Origin of the sequence: Amycolatopsis sp. H20-H5 (assembly GCF_035828755.1) — a bacterium.
GTDB lineage: Bacteria > Actinomycetota > Actinomycetes > Mycobacteriales > Pseudonocardiaceae > Amycolatopsis.
Window position 1 is genome coordinate 1 of sequence record NZ_JAYMZS010000215.1, and the last position, 6,341, is coordinate 6,341.

Below are 6,341 nucleotides of genomic sequence, written 5' to 3' on the forward strand. Positions count from 1 at the left end.
CCAGGTCCAGGCCGCCCACCAGGCTCACGAAACAAGCACCGCGCCGTCGTATGCCACGTCGGAAAGACCACCAAAACCGACACCAAGGTCACCGCCGCAACGACCCAAACAGGTTAAACAACAAGCTGAGACCTTGGCCGTGGCGGGGAAGTCGGCCACCACACCCGTCCGTCGGCAGTGGTTCACCCGCCGCGAGTCACGCGAACGCGTTCCTCAAGCGGATCGGGCCCGGCGGTCGCGGTCGGGCACTCCGTCTTGGGATACTTCCCAGCTCACAGCCGCGTGCAGGATTTGGGCCGGCAGTCAAGGGTGTGGCAGAGGCCGCTCAGGCCGGGTCGGCCGGCGCGGCAGGGTCGCGCTTCCACTTGAGCTTCACCTCGAACTGACCCTCCAGCCCGGTTTTCGCGATCACCGCGCCTGCTTCGGCAGTGAGCTTCACCCCGAACTTGATCTCGACCTCGTCGGGTTTGCGGGTCATCGACTGAAACTGGCCGAGTGCGGCCGACGCCGCGTCCCGCACGTTCGTCAGTGCTCGCTCGAACGACGCCTTCGTGTCGTCGACGAGGTCGTCCCGCCGCGATACCCGCGTCATTCCTGCCGGCGCCTCAACCTCGATGATCACCGAGCCGCCATCCTCGAGCGCGAATTTCGTCAGGTCGTCCACGCACTGCTCCTCACTATCCACAAGGGATGTTCAACCAGCCGGCGGCCGGGATGCCCTGCCGGATCTTCTCGAGCTGTTCCAGTAGCGTGTCCAGCTTGGACGGTGCGCTGAGGAACTCCAGCACCGCCCGATAGAATGCCCCGGTCATCGTCGCGGGCATCAGGTCCGAGGCGTCGAAACACAGCTGGGCGTCGGAAACCAGGCTTGTCGCCACCCGTTTGCTCACCGGGTCGCCGTAGATGCCGGTGTCCACGGCGCGGTTGGCCGAGAACGCGCTCCCGCTCCGGTTGGCTGGCCAGATGGCCTGGGCCTTCGGCGAGGCCAGGAACTTCGTCAACGCACGGGCCTGCGGGGTGTCGTGGAACATCCCGGCCAAGTCCGCCGAGACCTCCGACACCGACCGGCCGGGAAACCGGAAGAAGTCGAAATCCGCGCCCGCGCGGGGCGAGCTTCCGTCCGGCCGCTGGATCGCCTGGTAGCGGCTCATCATGAACGACGCCTGGTGTTCCAGCGCACACCCGGGCGGATTGGCGAACATCGGCTTCGCGGAGTCGCCGAAGTCGGTGAGCAGGGCGGCCGCCGCGCCGCCGCGCACGGACTTCGGGCCGGTCACCAGGGTGCCCCAGTCCGTCCACGCTGTTCTGACCTGCGGCGAAGTCCAGGGCAGGGTCCCGGCTGAGAACCGCCGGTAGACCTCGGTACCCGCCGAGTGCAGCAGGATGTCCTCGATCCAGTCCGTACCCGGCCAGCCGGAGGTCGGGGGCGCGCCCATGCCGAGACACCATGGCGTGTCGAGGCTCGTGCCGAGTGCCACCAGCTCCGCCCAGGTGGTCGGTTTGGGGCCGCGTAGCCGCGCTGTGTTGTACCAGATCGCGCTCTTGAGGTCGGCCTTCACCGCGACGGCGTACTGCCGGTCGGTACCGACCTTCTGCAGATTCAGCCACTGCTGCCCGTACGAGTCCGCTTCCGCACCGAGGTCGAGCGGGTACAGGTCGCCCGAGCGGACGTAGGTCGCGAGCGAGCCCGGGTTCGGCAACACCGCCACGTCCGGGGCCGTCCCCCGCTGGACGTCGGAGGCGAGCACCTGGTCGAGCGCCCGGGTGCCCTGGTAGTCGACGACGATCCCGGATTCCTCGGTGAAGGCGGTCAGCACGGCTCGGAACGCCGTTTCCTCGTCGCCCGTCCACGACGCGAGCACGCTGACCTTCCCCGACCCACCCGTAGCTGAACAACCGCTCACGAGCGAGCCGGCGAGCAGCGCCACCGCGAGGAACCGCGCGAAGGTCTTCATGCCTGATATCTGTATTCGTCGATCCGCGCGTGCAGGCCGAACAGGATCAGCAGGCCGACGGCGAGCCCGGCGGCCGGAATCAGGAACTCCAGGCCGCCGGACTCCGCGGCCCCGGTCGCCGCGTCGTTGACGGCCTTCACCTCGGCGGTCAGTGTTTTCTGGTCCGGCGCCGGCGTCACATCCTGGCGGAGCCCCGCGGTGAACGTGTCCACCGTGTTGCCGCACCCCCCGTCCCGGCCGCACCGCTGCCGGACCAGGGCGGCGAGGTCGCGCTGGCCCAGCGCGTCCTCGGTCGAGATCCGGGCCTCCCAGCCACTGATCGTCACGTCGACCTGGCTGCTCACGTCTTCCAGCCGCCGATGCATGAAGAAGGTGAGCAGCATCGCGAAGCCGACCCCCACAGCCAGTGCGGTCGCACCGAGCAACGGTGCGTTGAGCACCCGGCGGAACTGCTTGCGCAGGTAGTGCTGAGTCCAGCCCAGCACCGCCAGCAGAAGCACCGGCGGCACCAGCCAGACGCCGATCCACCACGGCCCCATCCCATCCCACGAAATCTGGTCGGCCAAGGCCTGACGCTGCAACCCCTGCAAGGATTCCAGCTCCACCAGAACGCCGCCCGGAGCGTGCAGGAGCCGTGACGCGTACCAGAGGTCCGCGGCCCCCAGCACCGCCGAGTCCGCCTGCCGGAAATGCGCGTCGGCCTGCCCGACCGAGCCGGAGTACGCAGCCAGTAGCCCCTCGACGACCTGCAGGCTGCTGGTCCCGGCGTCCCCAGCCTGGTTTAACTCGGCGACCCTGGCGAGGCTTTGGCTCGCCTGCGTTATCGCGTTGGCGTACTCCTGCCCCGGCCCGGCGAGGGTCGCCTCGCCCGACCGGAAGCTGGTGATCGCTGCCCGGTCGGCCGCGACCAGCGCCGACCTGGCCGCGGCCACCTCCAGGATCGCCTGCGCGGTGCGGTCGCGAACCGTGCCGGCGGTGGTCCACACGCTGACGAAAATCCACAGCGAGGACGCCAGCACGACGCCCGTGAGCACCAGCAGCCCGGCCCGGAACCGGACCAGGCTCAGCCGGGTGGTGGTCTCGGTCGCCGTCACGACACCGACCTGGCGAACTCCGCGCGGCAGCCGACGCAGAACCGGGCACCCCCGGGCGACAGCGTGTCACAGGCCGCACAGGTCCGCGGTGGCAAGTCGGCCTCCGCCCCGCCAGATGACGGCGGCTCGCCGTCGCCGGTCACCGAGAGCCGGGAGTACGGCGCGACGAGCAGGTGCAGTACCTCGCTCCGGGGCACTTTCGTGCGCAGCCGCACCTCGCCCGTGCTCGCGTCGACAACGTCGACCACCCGGTTGAGCCGCGTGAGGATGTCGTCGTTCTTCCGTGCGGTCGCGAGCTTCACGGCGAGCCCCCACTGACGCCGCGCGCCTTCGCCGTTTCCGGCCGCGAACGCTTCGCCGCCCGCGGTCAGCGCCTCCCCGAGCTCGGCCTGGATGGTGTACTGCAGGACCTTCGGATCGACGAGCGTCGGGGGTACCTGGTCGTGGGTCCACCGGCCGAGCACCCCGGAGGGCGACTCCGGCACCCGCGCACCCGCCATCGGGGCCAGCTCCACCCAGCCCAGCTGCCGGTCCTGGCCGTAGCTCGGTTCGACGTCGGCGGTGAGGTCGAAACAGAGGTGGTAGTCCCGCGACTCGGCGCCGGAGAACGAACCGAGCAGGAGTTCCTGCTCGTGGTCCCCGGCCGGGCGCAGCCGATCGGTGAGGTCGTACTCGTTGGGGTGCACCACCTTCACGAACCGCAGCGTGCTGAACGGCATGGTGCCGACCCGCAGGCGGACCTCGGGGAGCAGCTTGGTCATCGCCGCGTCGATCAGGGCCCGGAAGTCGACGGCGAGCTGCCCGTCCTTGACCGCGGAGTCGACGTTGCCCCGCAGCACCTTGACGATCAGCGCGAGTTCGTCCGGCTCCCAGCCGTCCCCGATCCCGCGAGCGTCGCAGACGAAACGCCCTTCGCACGCGTTCAGTTCGCTCACGAGTTCCTCGCGCGTCTGGTGTTCGTTTCGGCCGTCGGTCAGCAAGACAACGTGCCGGATCTCGGCGCTGCTGGTGTCGAACAGCTCGCGTGCCTTCGCCAGCCAGGACCCGAGGGCGGTCCCGCCCACCGCCGACAGGTGCCTGATCGCCGACCCAGCTTCGGCACGTGTCCGGTCCGAAGCCGTGACCAGCGTGTTTTCGGCGGGATACACCAGTTCTGCCTGGTGGGTTCCCCGGACGATCGCGAACAGCACCCCGTCCGGCAGGGCGTCGACGGCGGCGATGGCTGCCCGGCGCGCCTCCGCGATCTTGGTCGCCGGCGACCGCATCGACGTGGAACAGTCGACGAGCAGCACCTCCGCGGCGACACCGTCCGACCGCTCCCGGCCACCGGCGGAGGTCACCTTGACGATCGCGTTCATCGTCCGGTCGCCTTCCGCGAGGAACTTGTTCTGGAACACCTGGAGACCGAGCCCGGGTTCGCCGCTCATCGCTGGAACTCCTTTCACACCAAGGTCACCGGCCGTACGCTGTTCGCGAGATCGATCAGCACGTCGTGGTGCTCGGCGCTCGGCGCCCGTGGCGCGAGATGGCGGTAGGACTCGTCGAGCAGCTTGCGCAGGTGCGCCTCGGTCGGGTTCTTCCCCAGGACCTCGCCCTCGGTGACGGGCGCCGTGCCCCCGGCGTCGACGACGTCCAGCGCGGTTTTCCGCAGCACGGTGACCAGCCGATCCCCGAGGTCCTCCTCGACGTCCAGTGCGGAGAGCCGCACCACGGCCTCTCCGAGGTCCGTGCCCGCGAGCACCCGCACCCCGGCGATCCGCGCGGCCTCGTCGTAACGCGAAAACTCGGGAACCTGGTCCAGCACCGCCACCGCACGCGCGGGCTCCTGCCGCGACAGGTGGATCCGTGCGAGCCCGAAGGCAGCGTTGACCTGGGAACTGTCACAGACCCACAGCGCGTCGAAGTGCCGCTCGGCCCCGGCCCGGTTCTGCTGCAGCTCAAGGCACAGACCGAGGGCGAGCTTCGGCGTCTCCTCGCCGGGGATGTCGCGGTACACGGCGTCGAAGGCTTTGTGCGCCGCCGCAACGTCGTCACTCACGAGCGCGAGCAGACCTCGATGCCAGTACACGCGCCAATCGTGCGGAGCGCGCTTCGCCAGCAGCTTCACCGCAGCCGACAGGGCCGTCGTCGCCTCGGCGAGTTTTCCCAGCTCCAGCCAAGCGCGGCACTTGCGGAACTCCACCTCGACCGACACGCCCGCGCTGTCGAGCTTCTTCAGCAACCTGGCCGCGTCCGGCGCGCGGACCGTGCGCAGGTAGTCGACTAGGCCGTCGTCAGGATCCTCTCGCGGAATGGGCAGGCCGAGCGCGATGTCGTGGGCGGACGGGGTCGCGCCGAGCGGGGCGGCGAGGCCGGTGGTCCAGTGCTCGAGCGGCGGGGCCTGGCCGAGCCCGGCGTCCAGCAGGACGGCGGACTCGGTGAACAACGTCGAGATCGTCGGGCGGGAACCCCTGTCGCGCAGGGAAAGGATCTCGTTGAGCACCCCGTCGAGCTGGACGAGCATCTCTTGAGCGGTCGCGAACCGCTGGTCGAACGGCGCGACCGCGCGGTCCAGCACGTGCTTGAACGACTCGACCCCGAAACCGACGCCGCCCGATTCGGCGTTCAGCCACTGGCCGTCGCTGGCCAGGAACAGTTCCCGCAACGTGCGGCCGACGGTGTGGATGTCGGAACGCACGGTCAGGCCGTATGTCTTCTTCTCCTGCTCGCCCACCTCGTAGCCGACGGTGCCGACACGGGGACTGTCGTGGTCGCCGAGCTTGCGGATCGCGCCGAAGTCGATCAGCTTGATCCGCTTCTCGCCGTGGATCACGTTGTCCGGCTTCATGTCGCAGTACAGCAACTGCTGGCCGTGCAGGTAGTCGAGGGCGGTGAGGATTTCCCGGCCGTAGGCGACGACGTGCTCGACGAGCAGCCGTCCCTCCGGCGACTCGTCGTTCGTGCGGTTGCGGTTTTTCACCTCGCGCAGAGAGAGGCCGTCGACGAAATCCATCACGATGTACCGGGCAGCGCTCGCGCCTTCGCTCTCGCCGTAGCGGTCCGGGTGGGTGACGACGTCGAAGATGCGGACGATGTTCGGGTGCTCCAGCGAGGTGAGGACCTGGCTTTCGCTTTCCGCGATCCGGACCGCGGCGGTGTTGTTGGTGTTGATGAGCCCCTTGAGCGCGACGTGCCCGCCCAACCGGCGATCGGTGGCGAGGTAGACGAAGCCGAGGCCGCCGCGCGCGAAGCAGCCGAGGACGTCGTAACGGCCGTCCACGACGTCACCGGCCTCGAGCTTCGCGGAGAAGGA

General features: G+C 69.3%; 5 protein-coding genes. All 5 read right to left on the minus strand.

Annotated elements, in window-relative coordinates:
* Positions 1 to 325: 325 nt before the first annotated feature.
* Positions 326 to 664, minus strand: coding sequence for a CU044_2847 family protein (locus tag QMK34_RS46285; protein ID WP_326421340.1), 339 nt, complete (start codon positions 662 to 664; stop codon positions 326 to 328).
* Positions 665 to 677: 13 nt separating this feature from the next.
* A complete protein-coding gene (locus QMK34_RS46290; protein WP_326421342.1) occupies positions 678 to 1,955 on the minus strand; it encodes an ABC transporter substrate-binding protein in 1,278 nt (425 codons plus the stop codon).
* Complete coding sequence (locus QMK34_RS46295) at positions 1,952 to 3,049, minus strand: hypothetical protein (RefSeq protein WP_326421343.1); 1,098 nt, start codon at positions 3,047 to 3,049, stop codon at positions 1,952 to 1,954. Before QMK34_RS46295 ends, QMK34_RS46290 begins: the two co-directional genes overlap by 4 nt.
* Entirely contained in the window at positions 3,046 to 4,476 is a 1,431-nt protein-coding gene (locus QMK34_RS46300; RefSeq protein WP_326421344.1) for a VWA domain-containing protein, read from the minus strand. Before QMK34_RS46300 ends, QMK34_RS46295 begins: the two co-directional genes overlap by 4 nt.
* Before the next feature lie 14 nt (positions 4,477 to 4,490).
* Positions 4,491 to 6,341, minus strand: a 1,851-nt coding sequence (locus tag QMK34_RS46305; RefSeq protein WP_326421345.1) for a tetratricopeptide repeat protein, incomplete at its 5' end; no start/stop codon positions are given.

Bases quoted from the DNA above. Each gene is read 5' to 3' on its own strand.
- QMK34_RS46290 (WP_326421342.1), bottom strand. From the start codon at position 1,955: ATGAAGACCTTCGCGCGGTTCCTCGCGGTGGCGCTGCTCGCCGGCTCG.
- QMK34_RS46300 (WP_326421344.1), bottom strand. From the start codon at position 4,476: ATGAGCGGCGAACCCGGGCTCGGTCTCCAGGTGTTCCAGAACAAGTTC.